This is a genomic window from Treponema sp. OMZ 838 (genome assembly GCF_000775995.1).
GTDB lineage: Bacteria > Spirochaetota > Spirochaetia > Treponematales > Treponemataceae > Treponema.
The window spans coordinates 1,736,604-1,752,783 of record NZ_CP009227.1 but is presented as its reverse complement, the minus strand read 5'-3'; the positions used below and the strand labels follow the sequence as shown (position 1 = coordinate 1,752,783).

Sequence of the window (16,180 nt, the reverse complement as noted above, 5' to 3'; positions counted from 1 at the left end):
GCGCGCTATGAACGATGTTAATTCTGTTGCGCTTGTCGGGCGTCTTGCGAAAGATGCCGACATCAAATATTTGCAAAGCGGTACAGCGGTTGTGAATTTTAACCTTGCGGTAAATGAAAGTGTCAAAAACGGTAACTCATGGAGCGAAAGAGCGAGCTTTTTTGACATATTATTTTATGGACGACAGGGAGAGGGTTTGTGTCGGTATCTGTATAAGGGTAAGCAGGTTGCTATTACCGGTACACTACAACAACAGCGCTGGCAAAAAGACGGGCAGACAAAAAGCAAGATTGTTATCATTGCAAAGACAATCCAGCTTCTTGGAAGCGCCCGCGATGGCAATATGGGCGGTATGGTAAGCACGCCGCCCGCTGCCGGTGAAGATGATTACGAGTGCATACCGTTTTAGGAGGTGGTAATGATGGACGCAATGGAAATCTATAACAAGCTATCACGCCCGCCTGCGAATATGTTGCGAAAAATCACCGGCGGCAAATTATCCGGTAAAACAGATATAAATCCGCAATGGCGATATAAGGCAATGAGTGAAACATTCGGACTTGTCGGTATCGGTTGGAAGTACGAAATCATGCGGCTTTGGACGGAAGCCGGAGCGGGCGGCGAAGTATTAGGTTTTGCGCAAGTTGCCGTATACGTTAAAACCGGCGATACATGGGGCGATCCTATTATCGGTGTTGGCGGTTCAAAGCTCGTTCAGCTTGAGAAAGGGCAGCTCGTGAGCAATGATGAAGGGTTTAAAATGGCGATAACGGATGCCTTTAGTACCAGCCTTAAAATGCTCGGTGTTGCAGCGGCAATCTATGAGGGCAGATGGGATGGAACAAGGTATACCGACTCGCCGGAGCCGTCAAATAGCAAGTCGCAAGCACAACGCCAATCGAATACACCACAAAAGCAGCAAGCCGCCCCGCAAGGTTTTACTCTGAAAGGTGGGGAAGCAACTGCCGCCGAACGTGAGCAACTGGACGAGCTATTTCATAGCAAGCATGCAGACGGTACACCGGTTTTTACACTGCAAGATATTAAAGATTTTAGTGCAATGCGGGATCGGTACACCGCAAAGGAGTTGATCGATATTCTTTATGCTGGTTATGAACAGAGGCTTGCAGAAGGTCAAAAGGGTGTGCCTGAGGAGCTTTTTTAAGAGAATGTAGGCATGAAAAGCATCACGGTAACGCTGCATAGAGTTTTTAATAAAGGGCATCTTTGTTTTGAGCTTCCCAACAACCTCGCAGACAAGGAAGGAATACGGCAAATCCTTTCTTATTGCCGCGATAAGAAAAACGATTATGTCAGCGTTACCCTGACGCCTCCGCGTCGGCCGCGCAGTACGGGAGAGCACTCGCAAAACCATCACTTAAACGGGCATATCATGCAGATATGCGCGGACACCGGCAACGATTACGAAACGGTAAAAACAGCAGTTAAAATGATAGCCTGCGAAAGTTTCGGCTATCCGTATACCGAGTTTCAAGGCGTGATTGTTCCGCAAGGTGAATCGAAAGCGAGTACAGAGGAATGTGCGTATCTAATAGAAGCAGCACATTTATTAGCCGCTGATTTAGGCATTATCCTAAAAGAGGAATAACAGATGACAGAGCAGCAAGAAAAACAGCGCCGCTATGCACTGGCAAAAAGCGGCGGGGTATGTGAAGTATGCTGGCAGCGTCCTTTGTGTGGAGCGTTGCAAGGGGCGCACCGGATTGGCAACACAAAATCAAACCGTGCAAAATACGGCGATTTTATTATCGACCATATTTTAAATATCGGCATGACGTGTAGCTTGCGGTGCAACGGTGCGCTTGACATTAGCCGAAACGAGGGCGCTTGTATTGCGCTTTGTAAAGCGATTTACGAGCGGGAGGCGCTCAAATATCAAACGGATAGACAGTAGGCAGCTTCCGTTATTGTTCGATATTCCGTACTACAGCGAAGCGCAAACAGACAATCAAAGATTTATGAATATGCAAAAACGCTACATCATAGATAACGATACAAAAGCGCTTGCCGATATGTACCGGCTCGGGGTGAGAGTTGCGCTTAAAATGATTAACAAGTTCGCGGGATCGAACCGGCACCTTCAAAGCCTTGCGCGGATGGAGCGGAGCGAGAAAGCGCATAGCGCCTCAAGCTACATTATCGAACAATACTTAAAGCGGCCGACGTTCTATATAAAAAAAGCTACACGGCATACCTTTATAAACGGGTGCAGTATGAACTTTTTTATCATCGGAAAATCGACGCAGCGATTATCTACTGCGATATGACAAACGCGCTTTATTCATAGCGAGGAGAAATGTATGACACAGGCTTATTTAATTGCATATCGTGATAATGCGATACGGCAAATGAATTACTTCCATGAAGATGAGAATATGTACATCTTTTGGCGGAATGTGTATCGGCACTATCAGAACAAAATCGCAGAAATGCGCCATGTTGCATTCCTTGCGCGTAATGAAGAAAGCGGAAGGATTTAACGACTCCGTAAGCGGGTTATAAAACAAATAGTACACGCCGGATGAGACGGCGAGGGGGTGTGTTATGGAAAAGGTCGCATTGCAAACACTTAATGGCGGTGCGGTGATCGACTTGTTCAATGCAGAGTATGAAAAACTACTTGCAAACGTGAACGATGAGAATACCAAGCCGGAAGCAGCGCGAAGTATCAAAATTGAGTTGAAAGTAAAACCGGAAAAGACGCGGCGAGTAGCAACCGTACATATATCGGTTACGTCTAGTCTCGCTCCGATTAAACCGGCGGAAACGGTCATCTTCTTTGATACCGACAATGGGGAGCTTGCCGCTTTTGAAGATGATCCGAAGCAGCAATCGCTCGATTTTAAAGCTGGCACAGTAGCTGCCATAGGAGGTTAAACGTATGGATTTTGGAAAAGAAGCAATCGAAAAGATTGAACAGCTGGTAAAAGACAGCTATGCCGTACAGGTAGATGGTAAAACATACAGTGCGCAGGATTTAGAACCCGTACTGTATGAGCCTAAGGCGTCTGCTATCGAGATTTCAACACTTACAGGGTTTGTTGATTTTATCGAGAGGAATATTGATGATCTCGATTTTGAAAATTATTACACTGCTGTTGTTGACGATCCCGAAAGAGTTATGTTGTGCTCTGCTCTTTCGGGAGAAGAGAGAGCTCGAGAGGTGCTTGTAAACGCGAGGCTTGATAATTACATGCAGACTTTCCCATTTGGACAGTTTATGCCGCAAGAAGAATTTATCATCAAATTACATTCTCTTTTTGAAAAGAAAGAGGGCGATGATTTTAATTATGTTGCGCTGATGGTTTCAAAAATAGTGCAAGCTGACACGGCCGATACGGATGATGACGGTATTACGCAGCATGTAACCGTCAAAAGAGGCATGAGCGGTGCCTTGAAAGAAAAGGGAGAGATAAAGCCGATTGTTCGTCTTTCTCCGTATCGAACATTCAGAGAAATTGCGCAGCCTGAAAGTCAATTTTTATTGCGTATCAGAACTGGTGATAACGGAGCGGTACAAGCTGCGTTGTTCGAAGCTGATGGCGGAGCATGGCGCAATGAAGCGCGCTTACGGATTGCTGCATACTTGAAAGAACATATCAAAGTATCGGTGATTGCTTAACACCTTTACTCCCTGCTGCTTTTATATCGGCGGGGAGTATTTCAAAATAAGTGAATGGATACGAATAAATGGAACGGATACAACTCTATCATGATTCATTTCAAAATTGGAAAGCGCATTATATAGAAAAAGCACAGCTCGTATTATCCGATTTACCGTATCAGCTTGGAGCGAACGCATACGGTTCTAATCCAAGTTGGTACATCGGCGGGGACAATAAAAACGGAGAAAGTAAAAACGCGCGTTCTTCATTTTTTGACACCGATAGCAAGGCGGGTTTTAGAATTGCTGAATTTTTCCACTTTTGCAACAATCTTTTAATCAAAGAGCCGAAAGCAAAAGGAAAAGCCCCGTGTATGATGTTATTTTGCGCGTTTGAACAGCAATTTGAATTGATTGAAGCGGCAAAGCAGTACGGGTTTAACAATTATATCAATCTGGTATTTCGGAAGAATTTTTCCGCGCAAGTATTAAAAGCGAATATGCGTATTGTCGGTAATTGTGAATATGGGCTCATTTTTTATCGGGATAAACTGCCTAAATTCAACAATAACGGCAAGATGATTTTTAATTGCATGGACTTTGAGCGCGATACAGCAACGCCGAAAATTCACCCGACGCAAAAACCGCTTAAATTACTGGAACATTTAATCCGCACCTTTACCGACATAAACGATGTCGTAATCGATCCGTGCGCCGGAAGCGGCACAACATTACTCGCCTGTAAAAACCTCGGCCGGAAAGGATACGGCTTTGAAATAAAACGAGAGTATGTAAAAGGCTTTTATGAAAAGCTCTTGCCGCTTGCGCAAGGCGACCTCTTTATTCAAGCAGAATTAGAGGCGCAAGAAAAAGAAAGGCAAGCACGACGCGCAGCAGCGTTAATCAATGCGTAAACAATAAAATAATGGAGTTTCAATATGGCGGAAAGTTTTATCTTTTATGAAACATTTGCAAAACAATTAAAACTATTAGACAAAGAATTGCGCTATCAGTTTTATGAAGCAATTATTGAATACGGGCTTTACGGTACGGAACCTGATTTTACAGGGCTTGAGGCGTGCGCATGGCTTCCAATACAAGAAGCTATAGACAATGCCAAAGCCCGCCGCATAAAAAACACCGAAGACGGGAAAAGAGGCGGACGGCCTGAAATACCGCAAGAAGTACAAGATAGTATTTGTGATGACTTAAAAAATGGACTAACGCAAAAAGAAACCGCTGAAAAACATGGAGTATCACAACAAGTTGTATCAAAAATTAAAAAAGAGGTTTATGGTACCACGTACTATAAACCCTCATCGAATACCACAAACCTTGATGTAGATGTAGATGTTAATGATAATGGTGATGTTAATGAAATAGTATCCCCGCCGGAAGAACCGGACGGGGATGTAAACCCTTCGCCTGTTAAAAAAACACAAACAATTCCGGAACAAGCGGAGCATTTAGCGCACCTACTCTATGACCTACACCGGCAGTCAGACCCTCATTTCACTACCAGTCAAAAGCATATTACGCAATGGGCGAAAGACATAGAAAAACTCAGCCGTATTGATAAACGCAGCTATGAAGACATTGAAAAAGTAATCCGCTGGGCAAAAACGGCGGATAATTTCTGGTGCCCAAATATCATATCCGGCTCAAAATTGCGAAAAAAATACCCGCAGGTATTTTTACAAATGCAACAGCAATACGCACGATCCCCGCCGGAAGGAAAAAATAAGCGGTTTGACTACAACGTAACCGGCTCTCAAGAAGAGATGCCGTTTTAAGCTCAAGGAGGAATTATGCGTACATGTGAAATAAAGCAAGCAAAAAACTATACGCCGCTCTTTCACGGCAAAGAGGGAGTCTTTCACTGCGAAAAGCACGGGAATGTGAAGGTAATGCACCTAGACGGGGCGACCAAGCCGCCAGAATGCCCTTTGTGTATGCAAGAGCGGGAAGAACAAAAAAAACGAGAAAAGTTTGAGGAACAGCGAATAAAGCACCTGCTGAAAATCGGGATTCGAGACAAATATTTTAACGAGAGCTTTAGCAGCTACGAGCCAGTAAATGAAAAAGCGGCGCAATATCTTCATGACCTTTATGAACTTGCCAAAAATCCGCGCGATACGTTTGTTTTGATGTATGGGAACGGCGGAACCGGTAAAAGTCATCTTGCAAGTTCGGCGGCGATACTCAACAACGGAATATATACAACATGGGAACTTTTAGACCTAAGGCTTCGATCAACGTATAACAGCTATGCAGCAAAGAAAACAGAATATCAGATGACGATGTATTTCTGTACCATTCCGTTTCTTGTTATCGACGAAATCGATAAGGGTAAAAACGAAGATGCAAAGATGCGCTGTTTATCGCTTATTTGCCGCGAACGGTATGAGCGCAATCGCCCGCTCTGGCTTGCGGGTAATTGTAATTACGAGTGGGTAAAAACAATGCTTGACAGTTCTGTTATTGATCGACTGAAAGAAAAGGGTAAATCGTTCAATTTCTTCTGGGAAAGCTACCGGCCGAAGCTGCGGGAAGCGGAAGCGATTTAGAGAGGAGGAGAAAAAATAAAATGCTAACTTTTCCACTGAAAAAAGAATGGTATGAAAAAATCAAAAGCGGCGAGAAGACGGTAGAGTATCGGGAAATAAAACCGTATTGGACGCAAAGGATTTCCCTCACTGTTTTAAAATATGGGGAACATCATTGGGATTTTGATAAGAAGCCACATATCTTTGATAATTTTCCTGCCCCCTGCATTTTTCGCTTAGGCTATACAAAAGAAATACTAAAGGCATGGATTACAAAGATTGAAATTGTAGACGGTAAAGATACGGATTTACATATCGATAAACCGGTGTATGCCATACATATCACTAATGTTACGGAGGTAAAGTAAAAATGATGAAACAACGATATTGCACAATCTGTGGCAGCCCTATTCCGAAAGGAAAGCAAGAAAGCGGCGAATGGGTATCAGCTGATGGGAAACTGCGTATTCCACTGTACTATTGCAGTTCTGAATGTATGCTTCAACATGTATTTTTACCAACGGCATATCTGCACCAAATAAGAAACAGAATAAAACAATAGGAGAAAAAACAAAATGACAATCGAAGAAATGAAAGCAAAAGGGTTTAAGCGGTATTCGGCGTATATCCAAAAAACGATCACTACCAAAGAAGTAGAAGTTTGGGCAAAGAAAAAGAATGATGTCTTCGATATTCTTTTGGAAGCTACTAAAGACTTATCAAATATGGAATTTGAGAATTTGAGAAGCACAGAGGCTGTATATTTAGGACTATGCGAAAAAGAGATTGAATCTATTGCGGAAGCACAATCAACGGTAACAAGGCATAATGAAGATTTTTACAAAAGCGAGGAGGAATAAATCATGGAGATTAAAATAAAAATAGAAGGGAAAAGAGTTATTTGTGATGTGTCTGACAAGGAATGTGTAAAGCGTCCATGTTTTGCTCCGCACCGCTATACCCATTACGGTCGCAGTATTGCTGGTGAAGATTGCAGTTATCAAGACAAAAAATATTCTTGCAGTACGAGAAATTATCATGGATGTCCTGACAAAGCGCTTTAAAGAGGGATGAAGGAAATGGTGAACAAACAAAAATACAATGAAATTTTTAAGCTAAAAGATATGCTTGAAAAAGCAAAGATACCTTTTGATTTTAGCGAACTGCACGGCGGTTTTCATATCGTGTATCCATGCTCTGATGGCGCGGTCTGCTCTGTCATTGAGCATGACTTTAGCTATGGTCGTCGGAAGGATTTACTTGAAATACAAGGTCTTATGACTGAAAAGGAAAGACTTGACACAGACGATGATGTGCTTGGTTTTTTAACTGCGCAAGATGTATTTAACCGTATTGAAAAGCACTATAAAAATGAGGAGGCATAAATCATGGAATTTGACAAATCGAGAGTATACACCGCGGTTAATGCGGATGAATTGAAGGTGGGGAGTAAATGTATTTTTGCGAATACGGTGCAAGATTTGAAAGCATTTGTTAAAACGAAGAGCCCAGCAACATTGACCAGCATAGGAGATGAAAGTTCACCCAAACGCTTTATGGGTTCATATGGATATGCTGACGTAGCTTACTTATTTGCCTATCTTATCAAACCGCCCGCCGAACCGAAATACAAGCCGTTTGAAAGCAATAAAAAAGTGCTGGAAGCAATTAAAAAACACGGCGGATGGGTACAACATAAAGAAGATGGTTCTTTCTTTTTTATTTGCGGTATAGATATAGATGGAGGAGAGGAAGAGACTATACAGATGGGAATCGTTTGGTATGAAGTAGGTGAGCTCTTTAGCAACTATGTCTTTGCCGACGACGGCAGCCCCTGCGGGGAATTGGTGGAGGAATGAAAAATGATTAAAACAGAAACAAGAATGATGCCCATAGAAGAGCAAATATATTACTGCGATTCCTGCGGTGATAAGATAGGCTCTAGCGCAGATCTAAAAATAAAACGCTGCCAAGAATTAAAAACAACATACAGGTATCGGGATTTTTTAGGTGATACCTGGGGAGAAAGAGATATATCTTACTATCTCTGCTGTTGTTGCTTTGATGCGTTGCAAAAACATCTTGTCAAAAAACCAAACAGTAAGAAAGGATTGAAGGATATTTTAAAATGAACAAATAAATCTAAAAACATCCTAAAAATCGCCTTGAGCATGACTATAAGGGTATGATACGCATTACATGTGAAACGCTTCATACTCTCGCGCTTGAAGAATTGACCGAATTTCAAGGCGGATTAAAAATCAGAGACGAAAGCGATATAGAAAAGATACGGAAAAGTATTGCCGATTACGGATTTGCAACGCCGTTTTTTATCTGGCGGAACGGTGCTACTAACTACGTTCTTGACGGACACGGCAGAGTAAAGGCGTTGAAGGCAATGCAGCATGCCGGAGAAATCATTCCACCCCTGCCGGTTGTATATGTTGATTGTAAAGACGAAAGCGCGGCGCGCAATTTACTACTTCGTATAAACAGTACATACGGGTCAATGACTGCCGATACTGTCCGCGATTTTATCAAAGATTTAAACATTGCGATTGAAGATATTCGACTTCCTAGCGGAACTATCGACCTCGCCCCGCTTGAGAAAAAAACACAAGATATTACAAAGCGAACGCTCCGAGAACAATTCCTCGTTCCACCTTTTTCCGTATTAGATACCCGCCAAGGATATTGGCAGGATAGAAAAAAGCAATGGAAAAGCATTGGCATAAAAAGCGAAGAGGGGCGCGATAATAAAATGTTGTCCCATCTAAAGAAAAATGCAGAAAAAGTGAACGGCACCGCAAACACCTTAACAGAACTTAGTATCTTTGATCCTGTATTATGCGAGACTATGTATACATGGTTTTGCACACCGGATGGGAAGGTTTTAGATCCATTCGCAGGCGGAAGCGTACGCGGTATCGTTGCAAGTTATAAGCAGATGGACTATACCGGTTTTGATATACGCCCCGAGCAAATAGCAGCAAATGAAAAGCAGCTCTATATCTGTAATGGCAATAAGCATGCGCCTCGATGGATATGCTGCGACAGTTTGAAAATGGACACACAGCTTAACGAATTTGATCGTTATGATTTCCTCTTTAGCTGCCCCCCGTATGCAGATTTAGAAACATATAGCGATATTGAAGGGGATATATCCAATATGGACTATCCACGCTTTATGCAAACATATCGCGAAATTATTCGGAAAGCATGCACCTATCTAAACGATAATCGCTTTGTTGTTTTTGTCGTTGGCGAGGTGCGCAATAAAAAGACCGGCGCATATTACAATTTTGTTCCAGACACTATAAAGGCGTTCGAGGATGCCGGTTTGACGTACTATAATGAAATTATCTTGTTAAATGTAGCAGGCAACAAGGCGTACACCGCCGGACACGATGCGAAACAATCGAGAAAAATAGCAAAAGTACATCAAAATATCCTCGCCTTCGTAAAAGGTGATGCAGATAAGGCGGCAAAAATTCACGAAAATGTATTAGTGTTTCTCAAAGGCAATAGCAAGCAGGCTAACGCCGATTTAGGAGATTTCGTGGCCGATAATTGCATACTCCCCGATCTTTATTCATAAATCCGAAATTCCGAAGGGGTAGGCATGGGCGGCAGAAAGAAAAAGCACTACAAAAGACAAGAACTGCTTGAAGCGATAAAAAATTCAGGAGGCATAATTACAACAATAGCTCTTGCTCTTGGCTGCGATTGGCATACGGCAAAGGCGAATATAGACCGGCACGAAGAAACACGGGAAGCGTATAGAGACGAGCTTGAAACAGGGCTTGACCTCGTAGAGGGTAAGGCGTTCGAGCAAGCGCGGGGTGGAGACGGAGCAATGATCCGCTTTATTCTTGCAACCAAAGGACGGGCGCGGGGGTATGGAGACGCCCCGCCGCCTGAAAGCACTGCTCCAGAAGATAACATGTTGAGGATAGAGATAGATGACACTACAGAGTAGTACCCTTTTTGCAAAAGCATACAATAGCGCATTCAGGGCAATTATGGCGCATAAAAAAGAGCGGTATACGTTTACCGGCGGGCGGGCAAGCTGTAAATCGTCGTTTATCTCGATTTGCATTGTCCTATTGATTGTTATGTTTCCAGATTATAACGCGCTCGTTATCCGAAAGACCGCTAAAACCTTGCGCCGTTCCGTGTTTGAACAGATCGTATGGGCAATAAGGCTTTTAGGTCTTGAGCGCCGTTTCCAGATACCGCGCAGTCAAACTGCTGCCTTGCCGATTATCTACAACCGCGGAGGTGGCATACAGCAGCGGATATTATTTGCAGGCTGCGATGATCCGGAGAAAATCAAATCACTGAAAACAGCATCGGGGTATTTTGCTATTTTGTGGGTAGAGGAAAAGACCGAATTTTCAGCAAATGAATTGCAGAATATCCGTATATCGGCATTACGCGGCGGCAAGACATTTTATATCTTTGAAAGCTATAACCCACCGAGTGCTACACGGCATTGGTGTAATATCGAAGCGCGCACCTCCGATAGCAACCGCATGGTAATACACACCACCTATCTCGACATACCGGCGGCGTGGCTGGGAGAAGCAATCCTACACGATATAGCGCATACAAAAGAGACGAACGAGCGGGCATACAAGAATATCTACCTTGGAGAAGCAACCGGCACCGGCTTAAACGTCTTTGAAAATGTCAAGCTGCAACCGATTACCGATGACCAGATAAAAACATTCGATTACCTATACCGCGGCGTTGACTGGGGCTATTACCCCGATCCGTTCCAGTATGTAGCAGTCGCATACCAAAAAGCAACGCTTTATGTTTTTGATGAGTTAAGACTTTATAAGCACGGAAACATAGAAGCGTTCGATGTCTTAAAAGACCACATGAATAACCAGTATGACAGGTACCGGTTCGATACACGGCAAAAGGATGAGCAAGACAGAATAGCAATAGAGCGCATTACCGCCGATAGTGAAGAGCCGAAAAGTATCGCAGACTTTCGGGCGTTTGGAGCGAATATGCACAAGGCTTTAAAAGGAGCAGGTAGCAAGGCTGCTGGTTATAAATGGCTGCAAGGCTTAGACGCTATCATCATCGATCCGGTACGGTGTCCACACGCCGCCGATGAGTTTACCCTCTATGAGTACGAAATAGACAAGCGGAGCGGAGACGTAATGACGGGCTATCCTGATGGGCAGCCTGATCACTGTATGGACGCGGTGCGGTATGCAATGGAAAAAGTGTACCGGCGGGCGGGGGCGTAAGATGACTATAGGGAGTGTAGACGCACAATGTTTGAAGCAATAAAAGGATTTTTTATGAACATACTGAACCTCTTTAAAAGTTATACCATCAAAGAAGTAACCGGTATCGATACGCATATTTCAAGCGTGATGTATGAGCGTATCAGGCTATGGGCTGACATGGCCGCGGGACAGGCTCCATGGAACGAGAAAGCTCCACCATGCGGCGTGCTTGACCAGATAGCGGGACGGCTTGCCATGATGGTATTACGTGAAATTGCCATCGAAGTGCGAAGCGAGGCTATCAAACCGGTATTGGAGCATTTAGATGCAAACATAGATAAAATCGTTGAGTATATCACGCTTTTAGGCAGCGCCCTGATACGCCCGATTTACAGTGCAGGCAAGCTCCAATATGAAGCACTGCCATTAGGGAACTACTTACCGACAAGCTATGATTTTGACGGCACCCTAACCGGCGCGCTCATTTTCAAGCAGATTGTAGACGGCAAAAAGCTCTATCTACTGGTAGAGCAGCACACCTACAAAGACGGCGCTCATTCGGTTGAATGCACCTTATACCGTAACGACCTCGGAAGTATGCATAAGGTCAATCTAACCGATTGCCAGCAAACCGCCGATATAACGCCTTCCTATACATGGCAGCACGTTAAGCAGCCGATGATTATTGAGTTTCGCAATCACAGCACCAATAAAATTGACGGCTCAAATGTACCGGTTGCAATTATTGCCGGTGCTGAAAATCTGATACGAGATGCAGACGAACAGTATGAGCGGATGAACTGGGAGCAGGAAGGCGGAGAGCTTCGGGTATTTGCCGACCGCGACATGTTTGAAAAGCGGGTGATAAGGGACGGCGGTACGGTTGGGGTGAAAATGACAAGAAGCCTTAACCGTCTTGTTACGATGATAGACGGGGACGGAAGCCCTGACGGCAAGAAGATTACCGAACACGCCCCCGACCTCCGCACCACTTCACAGAATGAAATGTTCCAACAGATATTGCGCCGCATTGAACTTACCTGCAATATCGGCAAGGGGACGATTTCCGATATGGAAAGTGTTCAGCAAACCGCGACGCAGTATTCAGGCGGCAGGCAGGAACTCTACGCAATCATTGACCGCATAGAAGACGAAATAGAAGTAAAGTATCAGCAGTGCGCCGATGTCTTTGCGTATATGGCAGCCGCATACGGCTTGGGGAGCAATGATAGCCATATTACCGTTACATGGAACGATGATGCTACGCGGAAAGATATTGAGCGAGCAAAGATAACTAAAATCAACGAAATAAACGCCGGCATTTGCGATAAATGGGAGTATCGGCGAGACTTTTTCGGAGAAGATGAACTAACGGCTAAAGCGAATGTACCGATTGAACCGGTGCAATCCAGTTCGTTTGATTTAGCGTAAAGGAAGGAGGTATAAAATGGAAATTACAAAAGATAATATTGATGATGTTATTTTTGAATTATGTAATCGCGCGGCACTGCATCTTATTTATGATGATTCTCAATATGCCGCTAAAACATCAGAGTTATGTCATGATGTTGCAATATATCTTAATAAGATTGAAAAGCAAGAAAAAGATTGTACGAAGAAACTGCATAAGGTTTTTCAAGAACTTAGAAAAGATGGCATTCTTGAAAAACTTGAAGCATATTGTACAGATGTTATTATGGATATAACCCGATTTAAGCAGTCCTGCTTTAGAGAAAAGAATGCCGACAGATTGCTATGCTTTGTATCAAAATTATCATTAGCAGTAGATTTATTTGCATTTTCTTTTTCAGGGAAATATGCACGCACATTAGAGACAATGAGGAAACAGCGGCAAAACATGCTAGACGATCTTGTAAAGGATCCTTTTTCTCCAATACAACATCCGGATATGGTTGGGAAAGAATAACCCATGCTTTCTCCCCGCTACCTTGCCGGTCTTTCGGATGACCTCATAGAAATTTATTCACAACTTGAAATTGACATACTCCGCGATATGGCGCGGCGTCTTGCGCGGGTAGGTAAAATCACCGAGGCAACCAAATGGCAAGCGCAAGTATTAACCGAGGCGGGCGGATTAAAACAGGATATTGCGCGGATATTGCATAAATACGATAAGCGCATTGTTCAAGAGATACAGGAAATCTTTAACGATGCCCTGATAAAAAACGCCCGCGCCGATAACCGCATTTTTGCTGAAGCGACCGGTCGCACCATAAGCGATAATAACGCGCAAATGATGCTTGCGACAATAAAAAAAACGCATGAAGATTTATCACGTCTTACCCTTACCAGCGCCGAGGTAACGAATAAAACCTTTCTCAAACAGGCAAACGCCGCCTATATGCAAGTAACAAGCGGCGCATTCGATTACGATACGGCAATGAAGATGGCGGCAAACGAGATAGCAAAGAGCGGCGTTACCACGATGATAACCTACAACCGTGATGCAAGACCGGTAAGGCGCAGCCTTGAAAGCGCCGTTCGTATGAATATCCTAACCGGTGTCAATCAAACCGCTTCACAGCAAACGATGGATAACTGCGAGGCGCTCGATTGCGATTTAGTAGAGGTTACCGCGCATATAGGAGCAAGACCTGAACATGAAGAATGGCAGGGTAAGGTATACAGCGTAAGCGGCAAAAGCGAAAAATACCTGCCGTTTAGTGTATGCGGTTACGGAGAGGCGGATGGTATCTGCGGTATCAACTGCCGACATTCCTTTTATCCGTATTTTGAAGGGATGGAAAAACACTACAGCCAAGACGATTTAGACGAAATGAGCAAGGAGACGGTAGACTACAACGGCAAAAGCTACAGCCGTTATGAGGGCGAGCAAGAATTAAGGCGCATTGAACGGACGATACGGCACTACAAAAAAGAAGCCGCGGTAAAGGAAGCCACCGGAGTTGACAACACCGCCGCCCGCTGCAAAATCGGCGAATGGCAGGCAAAGGCGCGAGACTTTACCGAGCAAACCGGTATCAGGCGCGATCGTGCAAGAGAGTATATCGGTATGCCGAACGGAGAAAAACAGCCGAAGGCGTTGAAGCCGCAAGTAGTGCACGCATTTACACAATCGCAGCCGGTCAATCAAACGGTTGTACAAAAGATAGCCGATATGAACGCCAAAGCGGATACCTTCTATGTTGCAAGCAGCAGTTTAGATACCCTTGTTACAAAAGCGCAACACACGCAAACGATGACAACGTTGCAAAGAGCACAACTAGTAGAAGGAAAGGATTTAGCAGGGAGATTATTTGTTAAACGAGACCTCAAAGATATAAACGAGGTATTAAAAGCGCAAGGATTTGACGGCAAGCCAACCGTACTTAACAAAACCGAATTTTTAAAGGCAGTAAAAGATGATACCTTTATAGCGCAACGGACATACACGGCACCAAGCAAAGAGAAACTCGATGAGTATATCAATATGTTGCGAAGCGGCGATTTTTATGTCGATTGTAGAACAGGCGGCAGGGCGCATGGAAAAGGGATGTATGCAGCGGCGGATTATACAAAAGGTAAAGATTTGCGCCGTGTTATTGACGAGATGATGCATTACCAAAACATTGGAGCAAGTCAACGCGGGGAGCATTACACCATGACCGAAACACTAACAATAGATCCGAGCGCACGGATCATTGATGAAGCGAATGTCGTAAATGAATTTATTTACCGATATACGCAAGAGCTAAAGGCTCAAGGCTATTCAACAAGAGAAATAAACGATAAAATCATCAGTAACGGCTGGAGGAATCGTGATAAAGGCGTTCTTGCCTCACTTATGGGATATGACGTAATACGAGCAATCCCAAGTCCGTTCCGTGCTGATTACATGGTTATATTAAACCGTACAAAACTCATTTTACTAGGAGGAAACGAATGAGCAAAGAAAATCATATAGGCATAAGATATTCAAAAGACGGCGACATTGAAACATACGACACACGGACGGGGAAAACAACGGGACATATCTCAACAATGGGAAATATGATAGAGGAAACGCAGGAAGATAGAGAGCGCTACGAAAAAGAATGGGAAGAGGCAATGAAAAAGCACGGCTATGTATACCACCGTCGACGGACAAAATAGCAAAGCTCAAAAACAACTTTAAATATTTATAACAAAAAAAATAAAACATTTCTCTTAAAAACCCGCATCTTTTTGCGGGTTTTTTCATTTCAGCCTGACTATAAGGGTATGAGAATAATCACAGATGAATTATACGCCGCACTTATTGCGCATTTTGTAAAAGACGAAAAGGTATCGCTTTTTCAAAAGCTCTTGTTGAGTAAGCCGATGGAGCAAGGCGATACGCCGCCTAGTGGAACGCCTGGAAGTGATGATGAGGGGGAGGCTTAAATGAAATATACAAAAGGGTTTCCCCGCGGTAATATCGGTGCAAGCGGCTGGCATATCGATGAAGATGTTGCAGCAGGTCAAGGTATATTCGCTATGCCGCCGGACAGGGTTTCAACGGTTACGGTTGATATTACTATCCCCGAGGGGAAAGGACATGCCCGCTTTACTATCGAAAGAACATATAACAGCCCCGCAAGGGTAGGTCAAGACGGCACCGGCGGGTTTTGGAAGCCGGCAGTGGATGACAAGCTTGAATTTAATGATGATACAACTGTTACCATTATTGGCACGGTATCGGGTGTACGGGTTGCCTGTTTAGAAGCAGACCGTGTGATAAACGTCTGCTTTGCGGGGTAATGCTATGCAATACGGATGCC

26 protein-coding genes are annotated in these 16,180 nt (G+C 43.9%); all 26 read left to right on the top strand.

Features of this window, described 5'->3' with window-relative positions; genetic code table 11:
- The first annotated feature begins 7 nt into the window (after nucleotides 1-7).
- The 26 genes from QI63_RS07980 to QI63_RS07865 all read left to right on the top strand — a co-directional run bounded on the left by QI63_RS07980 (nucleotide 8) and on the right by QI63_RS07865 (nucleotide 16,160).
- Nucleotides 8-409 (top strand): single-stranded DNA-binding protein, encoded by a 402-nt coding sequence (locus QI63_RS07980; protein ID WP_044015344.1) that lies wholly within the window; start codon nucleotides 8-10, stop codon nucleotides 407-409.
- Nucleotides 410-418: 9 nt separating this feature from the next.
- Entirely contained in the window at nucleotides 419-1,165 is a 747-nt protein-coding gene (locus QI63_RS12445) for a hypothetical protein (RefSeq protein ID WP_052185523.1), read from the top strand.
- A gap of 12 nt (nucleotides 1,166-1,177) precedes the next feature.
- Nucleotides 1,178-1,609 (top strand): hypothetical protein, encoded by a 432-nt coding sequence (locus QI63_RS07970; protein WP_044015342.1) that lies wholly within the window; start codon nucleotides 1,178-1,180, stop codon nucleotides 1,607-1,609.
- Nucleotides 1,610-1,612: 3 nt separating this feature from the next.
- Complete coding sequence (locus QI63_RS07965) at nucleotides 1,613-1,915, top strand: hypothetical protein (RefSeq protein ID WP_044015340.1); 303 nt, start codon at nucleotides 1,613-1,615, stop codon at nucleotides 1,913-1,915.
- A gap of 64 nt (nucleotides 1,916-1,979) precedes the next feature.
- Nucleotides 1,980-2,288: a hypothetical protein gene (locus QI63_RS07960; RefSeq protein ID WP_215904691.1), complete on the top strand. Its 309-nt coding sequence runs from the start codon at nucleotides 1,980-1,982 to the stop codon at nucleotides 2,286-2,288.
- A 33-nt stretch (nucleotides 2,289-2,321) separates the two neighbouring features.
- Complete coding sequence (locus QI63_RS07955) at nucleotides 2,322-2,501, top strand: hypothetical protein (protein WP_044015336.1); 180 nt, start codon at nucleotides 2,322-2,324, stop codon at nucleotides 2,499-2,501.
- A 64-nt stretch (nucleotides 2,502-2,565) separates the two neighbouring features.
- Nucleotides 2,566-2,898, top strand: a complete 333-nt coding sequence (locus tag QI63_RS07950; protein WP_016519243.1) for a hypothetical protein — start codon at nucleotides 2,566-2,568, stop codon at nucleotides 2,896-2,898.
- Between the two features lie 4 nt (nucleotides 2,899-2,902).
- Nucleotides 2,903-3,643 carry a hypothetical protein gene (locus QI63_RS07945; protein WP_044015334.1) on the top strand — a complete coding sequence of 247 codons (741 nt, stop codon included), beginning with the start codon at nucleotides 2,903-2,905 and terminating at the stop codon, nucleotides 3,641-3,643.
- Nucleotides 3,644-3,711: 68 nt separating this feature from the next.
- Complete coding sequence (locus QI63_RS07940; RefSeq protein ID WP_081984430.1) at nucleotides 3,712-4,539, top strand: DNA-methyltransferase; 828 nt, start codon at nucleotides 3,712-3,714, stop codon at nucleotides 4,537-4,539.
- A 24-nt stretch (nucleotides 4,540-4,563) separates the two neighbouring features.
- A complete protein-coding gene (locus QI63_RS07935) occupies nucleotides 4,564-5,418 on the top strand; it encodes a DUF6291 domain-containing protein (protein WP_044015332.1) in 855 nt (284 codons plus the stop codon).
- Between the two features lie 15 nt (nucleotides 5,419-5,433).
- On the top strand, nucleotides 5,434-6,192 hold the full coding sequence (locus QI63_RS07930) for a P-loop NTPase family protein (protein ID WP_044015329.1): 759 nt from the start codon (nucleotides 5,434-5,436) through the stop codon (nucleotides 6,190-6,192).
- A gap of 20 nt (nucleotides 6,193-6,212) precedes the next feature.
- Nucleotides 6,213-6,539: a hypothetical protein gene (locus tag QI63_RS07925; RefSeq protein ID WP_044015327.1), complete on the top strand. Its 327-nt coding sequence runs from the start codon at nucleotides 6,213-6,215 to the stop codon at nucleotides 6,537-6,539.
- A gap of 207 nt (nucleotides 6,540-6,746) precedes the next feature.
- Nucleotides 6,747-7,031, top strand: coding sequence for a hypothetical protein (locus tag QI63_RS07920; RefSeq protein ID WP_044015325.1), 285 nt, complete (start codon nucleotides 6,747-6,749; stop codon nucleotides 7,029-7,031).
- A 3-nt stretch (nucleotides 7,032-7,034) separates the two neighbouring features.
- On the top strand, nucleotides 7,035-7,235 hold the full coding sequence (locus QI63_RS12860) for a hypothetical protein (protein ID WP_144389677.1): 201 nt from the start codon (nucleotides 7,035-7,037) through the stop codon (nucleotides 7,233-7,235).
- Nucleotides 7,236-7,250: 15 nt separating this feature from the next.
- Nucleotides 7,251-7,556: a hypothetical protein gene (locus tag QI63_RS07915; RefSeq protein WP_144389676.1), complete on the top strand. Its 306-nt coding sequence runs from the start codon at nucleotides 7,251-7,253 to the stop codon at nucleotides 7,554-7,556.
- A 3-nt stretch (nucleotides 7,557-7,559) separates the two neighbouring features.
- A complete protein-coding gene (locus QI63_RS07910; RefSeq protein ID WP_044015321.1) occupies nucleotides 7,560-8,030 on the top strand; it encodes a hypothetical protein in 471 nt (156 codons plus the stop codon).
- Nucleotides 8,031-8,033: 3 nt separating this feature from the next.
- The gene (locus QI63_RS07905) at nucleotides 8,034-8,303 is read left to right on the top strand and encodes a hypothetical protein (protein ID WP_044015320.1); all 270 of its coding nucleotides are present in this window, start codon (nucleotides 8,034-8,036) and stop codon (nucleotides 8,301-8,303) included.
- Between the two features lie 53 nt (nucleotides 8,304-8,356).
- The gene (locus QI63_RS07900) at nucleotides 8,357-9,769 is read left to right on the top strand and encodes a ParB N-terminal domain-containing protein (protein ID WP_052185522.1); all 1,413 of its coding nucleotides are present in this window, start codon (nucleotides 8,357-8,359) and stop codon (nucleotides 9,767-9,769) included.
- Nucleotides 9,770-9,793: 24 nt separating this feature from the next.
- Entirely contained in the window at nucleotides 9,794-10,150 is a 357-nt protein-coding gene (locus tag QI63_RS07895; protein WP_044015318.1) for a hypothetical protein, read from the top strand.
- Nucleotides 10,134-11,438 (top strand): PBSX family phage terminase large subunit, encoded by a 1,305-nt coding sequence (locus QI63_RS07890; protein WP_044015316.1) that lies wholly within the window; start codon nucleotides 10,134-10,136, stop codon nucleotides 11,436-11,438. Before QI63_RS07895 ends, QI63_RS07890 begins: the two co-directional genes overlap by 17 nt.
- A 54-nt stretch (nucleotides 11,439-11,492) precedes the next feature.
- Nucleotides 11,493-12,851 carry a phage portal protein gene (locus QI63_RS07885; protein WP_235619660.1) on the top strand — a complete coding sequence of 453 codons (1,359 nt, stop codon included), beginning with the start codon at nucleotides 11,493-11,495 and terminating at the stop codon, nucleotides 12,849-12,851.
- Nucleotides 12,852-12,867: 16 nt separating this feature from the next.
- Nucleotides 12,868-13,347, top strand: coding sequence for a hypothetical protein (locus QI63_RS07880; protein WP_044015314.1), 480 nt, complete (start codon nucleotides 12,868-12,870; stop codon nucleotides 13,345-13,347).
- 3 nt (nucleotides 13,348-13,350) lie between these two features.
- Complete coding sequence (locus QI63_RS07875) at nucleotides 13,351-15,327, top strand: phage minor capsid protein (protein ID WP_044015312.1); 1,977 nt, start codon at nucleotides 13,351-13,353, stop codon at nucleotides 15,325-15,327.
- Nucleotides 15,324-15,533 carry a hypothetical protein gene (locus QI63_RS07870; RefSeq protein WP_044015310.1) on the top strand — a complete coding sequence of 70 codons (210 nt, stop codon included), beginning with the start codon at nucleotides 15,324-15,326 and terminating at the stop codon, nucleotides 15,531-15,533. The genes QI63_RS07875 and QI63_RS07870 overlap by 4 nt, the downstream gene beginning before the upstream one ends.
- A 108-nt stretch (nucleotides 15,534-15,641) precedes the next feature.
- Nucleotides 15,642-15,803, top strand: coding sequence for a hypothetical protein (locus QI63_RS12965; RefSeq protein ID WP_158506662.1), 162 nt, complete (start codon nucleotides 15,642-15,644; stop codon nucleotides 15,801-15,803).
- Nucleotides 15,804-16,160, top strand: coding sequence for a hypothetical protein (locus QI63_RS07865; protein WP_044015309.1), 357 nt, complete (start codon nucleotides 15,804-15,806; stop codon nucleotides 16,158-16,160).
- Nucleotides 16,161-16,180: the final 20 nt, after the last annotated feature.

What these genes read in the sequence shown, in the direction of transcription:
- QI63_RS07980 (WP_044015344.1), top strand. Translation starts at nt 8, where the DNA reads ATGAACGATGTTAATTCTGTTGCGCTTGTCGGGCGTCTTGCGAAAGAT.
- QI63_RS12445 (WP_052185523.1), top strand. Translation starts at nt 419, where the DNA reads ATGATGGACGCAATGGAAATCTATAACAAGCTATCACGCCCGCCTGCG.
- QI63_RS07970 (WP_044015342.1), top strand. Translation starts at nt 1,178, where the DNA reads ATGAAAAGCATCACGGTAACGCTGCATAGAGTTTTTAATAAAGGGCAT.
- QI63_RS07965 (WP_044015340.1), top strand. Translation starts at nt 1,613, where the DNA reads ATGACAGAGCAGCAAGAAAAACAGCGCCGCTATGCACTGGCAAAAAGC.
- QI63_RS07960 (WP_215904691.1), top strand. Translation starts at nt 1,980, where the DNA reads ATGAATATGCAAAAACGCTACATCATAGATAACGATACAAAAGCGCTT.
- QI63_RS07955 (WP_044015336.1), top strand. Translation starts at nt 2,322, where the DNA reads ATGACACAGGCTTATTTAATTGCATATCGTGATAATGCGATACGGCAA.
- QI63_RS07950 (WP_016519243.1), top strand. Translation starts at nt 2,566, where the DNA reads ATGGAAAAGGTCGCATTGCAAACACTTAATGGCGGTGCGGTGATCGAC.
- QI63_RS07945 (WP_044015334.1), top strand. Translation starts at nt 2,903, where the DNA reads ATGGATTTTGGAAAAGAAGCAATCGAAAAGATTGAACAGCTGGTAAAA.
- QI63_RS07940 (WP_081984430.1), top strand. Translation starts at nt 3,712, where the DNA reads ATGGAACGGATACAACTCTATCATGATTCATTTCAAAATTGGAAAGCG.
- QI63_RS07935 (WP_044015332.1), top strand. Translation starts at nt 4,564, where the DNA reads ATGGCGGAAAGTTTTATCTTTTATGAAACATTTGCAAAACAATTAAAA.
- QI63_RS07930 (WP_044015329.1), top strand. Translation starts at nt 5,434, where the DNA reads ATGCGTACATGTGAAATAAAGCAAGCAAAAAACTATACGCCGCTCTTT.
- QI63_RS07925 (WP_044015327.1), top strand. Translation starts at nt 6,213, where the DNA reads ATGCTAACTTTTCCACTGAAAAAAGAATGGTATGAAAAAATCAAAAGC.
- QI63_RS07920 (WP_044015325.1), top strand. Translation starts at nt 6,747, where the DNA reads ATGACAATCGAAGAAATGAAAGCAAAAGGGTTTAAGCGGTATTCGGCG.
- QI63_RS12860 (WP_144389677.1), top strand. Translation starts at nt 7,035, where the DNA reads ATGGAGATTAAAATAAAAATAGAAGGGAAAAGAGTTATTTGTGATGTG.
- QI63_RS07915 (WP_144389676.1), top strand. Translation starts at nt 7,251, where the DNA reads ATGGTGAACAAACAAAAATACAATGAAATTTTTAAGCTAAAAGATATG.
- QI63_RS07910 (WP_044015321.1), top strand. Translation starts at nt 7,560, where the DNA reads ATGGAATTTGACAAATCGAGAGTATACACCGCGGTTAATGCGGATGAA.
- QI63_RS07905 (WP_044015320.1), top strand. Translation starts at nt 8,034, where the DNA reads ATGATTAAAACAGAAACAAGAATGATGCCCATAGAAGAGCAAATATAT.
- QI63_RS07900 (WP_052185522.1), top strand. Translation starts at nt 8,357, where the DNA reads ATGATACGCATTACATGTGAAACGCTTCATACTCTCGCGCTTGAAGAA.
- QI63_RS07895 (WP_044015318.1), top strand. Translation starts at nt 9,794, where the DNA reads ATGGGCGGCAGAAAGAAAAAGCACTACAAAAGACAAGAACTGCTTGAA.
- QI63_RS07890 (WP_044015316.1), top strand. Translation starts at nt 10,134, where the DNA reads ATGACACTACAGAGTAGTACCCTTTTTGCAAAAGCATACAATAGCGCA.
- QI63_RS07885 (WP_235619660.1), top strand. Translation starts at nt 11,493, where the DNA reads ATGAACATACTGAACCTCTTTAAAAGTTATACCATCAAAGAAGTAACC.
- QI63_RS07880 (WP_044015314.1), top strand. Translation starts at nt 12,868, where the DNA reads ATGGAAATTACAAAAGATAATATTGATGATGTTATTTTTGAATTATGT.
- QI63_RS07875 (WP_044015312.1), top strand. Translation starts at nt 13,351, where the DNA reads ATGCTTTCTCCCCGCTACCTTGCCGGTCTTTCGGATGACCTCATAGAA.
- QI63_RS07870 (WP_044015310.1), top strand. Translation starts at nt 15,324, where the DNA reads ATGAGCAAAGAAAATCATATAGGCATAAGATATTCAAAAGACGGCGAC.
- QI63_RS12965 (WP_158506662.1), top strand. Translation starts at nt 15,642, where the DNA reads ATGAGAATAATCACAGATGAATTATACGCCGCACTTATTGCGCATTTT.
- QI63_RS07865 (WP_044015309.1), top strand. Translation starts at nt 15,804, where the DNA reads ATGAAATATACAAAAGGGTTTCCCCGCGGTAATATCGGTGCAAGCGGC.